The following is a 2173-nucleotide window of genomic DNA, read 5'->3' on the forward strand; positions in this document are numbered from 1 at the left end:
AGTGTTGAGCAAAAAATTGTCGATGTCAATCCCAGCTTTGTGGAATTATCAGGTTACGAAAAGTCAGAACTTATTGGTCACCACTATCAAGATTTACCACTGGTAAGTAATCAAGATGAGCTAATGTTAGTCATTGAAAAAGTAGAATCTGTAGGATATATACGTAATTTAGAGTTGCATAGTCTCACAAAATCAGGAGAAGTGAGGACGGTTTTAATATCTTGTGAACTGCTGGTTTTAGATGGAAAACAGCACGTAATAAGTTTTATTAAAGATATTAGCGCCCGTCAAGCAGCACAAGCAGCTTTTAGAGAAAGTGAAGCCAGGTTTCGCAGCGCTTTTGAAGATGCTGGTATCGGTATGGCTTTAGTGGCGATTGATGGCCAATTCATCCGCGTGAATAAATCCTTATGTGAGATGTTGGGTTACAATGAAAACGACTTATTAAATCAAACTTTTTTAGCAATTATTCACCCAGAAGATTTAGAATTATCCGACAGTTTATTAATCAAAACTCTGGCTGGAGAAATTAGTAAATTTCAAACAGAAAAACGTTATATACACAAGCAAGGAAATGTAATTTGGGGATTATTAAGTGTTTCTTTATTAAGAAACATTAACGAGCAACCTATTTACTTTGTAGTGCAAATTCAAGATATCAGTGAACGTCACGAAGTAGAGCGGGTAAAAAATGAATTTATTTCAGTTGTTAGCCATGAAGTGCGGACACCCTTGACATCTATTAAAGGGGCTTTAGGCATTCTGGAAACCGGCGTTTTAGATGACCAACCCTTTGAAAAACAGCAGATGCTGCAAATTGCCATTAATAATAGCGATCGCCTCTTAGATTTGGTCAATGATATCCTAGAATTAGAAAGTTTAACATCTCGTCAAACAAAACTTAATCAGCAGTGGTTTGATGTCACAACTGTGGTCAAACAAGCCATTGAAGACTTACAGCCAATAGCTACAAATGCAGGGATTTACCTCAAGTTTAATGTTCCCAATATCCAGATATTTGCTGATTTTAGAGCCATTCTGCAAACCTTAACGAATTTATTAGGGAATGCCATTAAGTTTTCCCGACCTGGTGGTACTGTGGAATTGTCAGTAAGTATGAGTGAGGAAGATATTCTGTTTACCATCACAGATCAAGGTAAAGGTATTCCCCCGGAAAAATTAGAAGCGATCTTCGGGAGGTTTCAACAAGTTGATGTATCCGACGCTCGCCAAAAAGGTGGTACAGGTTTGGGTCTGGCAATTTCTAGAGGCCTTGTTGAAGAACATCAGGGTAAAATTTGGGCAGAAAGTGTATTAAATAGTGGCAGCAAATTTTACTTTACTATACCGAGAAAATATTTATGACAAAAAAAATTTTGATTGTCGATGATGAAAAAGATATTTGTGCTGTTTTACGAGTATCTTTAGAAAAGTTTGCCCTTTGGCAAGCAATTGTAGCCACATCGGGAAAAGAAGCTATACTCAAAGCTAAATTAGAATCCCCCGATGCAATTTTATTAGATGTATCTATGCCAGATATGGATGGTTTTCAAGTCTGGGAAAAGTTACAAGCTGATGCTGCTACCCAATTGATACCAGTTATTTTAGTAACTGCAAAGGTATTATCAAAAGATCGGAAACATTTTAGCACAATGGGTGTTGCTGGAGTGATTACCAAACCTTTTAACCCCGTGAAGATTTGGGAGGAAATCGTCAGAATAATATCTGAACATGATCTCAAAAAGCAAGAAAATCTCTGAATTTATACTTATGATACCAGTATTGTATTTTTTTACGCCAAGAGATGCAGTGGTGAGCATTTACCTGGTTTTAGTCATTTCAATACTAATTCTGCCACCAAAATCAGGAATAGGCGCGGCGGGTTTACTGAGAATGACTTGCACTTTTGTGACGCGATCGCACTGTTCCAGCATAGGATCAGCGATTACACTTACTAATTTTTCTACTAAAGCAAACTTAGCTGTTTTTACCAGATGTTGTATCGATGTAATGACAGTGCGATAATCTATAGTATCTAGGACTTACGCATTGACAGAATAACAAAATAGTGCATTGATAAATAAGGGTCGTCTAGTAATGGGTATGGGAGAATGAGAGAAATTACTAAACCCTCGACAGCACAATGCAATCTAGACATCTACACCTTATTTTT

Annotated in this window: 2 protein-coding genes and 1 pseudogene; 2 read left to right on the forward strand and 1 reads right to left on the reverse strand. The window is 37.1% G+C overall.

Annotated features, from left to right (window positions below; all coding sequences use genetic code 11):
- Both NWP21_RS05050 and NWP21_RS05055 read left to right on the forward strand, forming a co-directional pair.
- A partial coding sequence (locus NWP21_RS05050; RefSeq protein WP_280791852.1) for a PAS domain S-box protein occupies positions 1 to 1365 on the forward strand: 1365 nt, incomplete at its 5' end.
- Positions 1362 to 1760 carry a response regulator gene (locus NWP21_RS05055; RefSeq protein ID WP_280791853.1) on the forward strand — a complete coding sequence of 133 codons (399 nt, stop codon included), beginning with the start codon at positions 1362 to 1364 and terminating at the stop codon, positions 1758 to 1760. The genes NWP21_RS05050 and NWP21_RS05055, both read left to right, overlap by 4 nt.
- Positions 1761 to 1820: 60 nt before the next feature.
- Here the strand turns inward: NWP21_RS05055 and NWP21_RS05060 are convergent.
- Positions 1821 to 2051: pseudogene (locus NWP21_RS05060) on the reverse strand (dihydroneopterin aldolase); the annotation flags it as partial.
- Between the last annotated feature and the right edge of the window lie 122 nt (positions 2052 to 2173).

This window comes from Anabaenopsis sp. FSS-46, assembly GCF_029891665.1.
In the GTDB taxonomy this organism is placed as follows: Bacteria; Cyanobacteriota; Cyanobacteriia; order Cyanobacteriales; family Nostocaceae; genus Anabaenopsis; species Anabaenopsis arnoldii.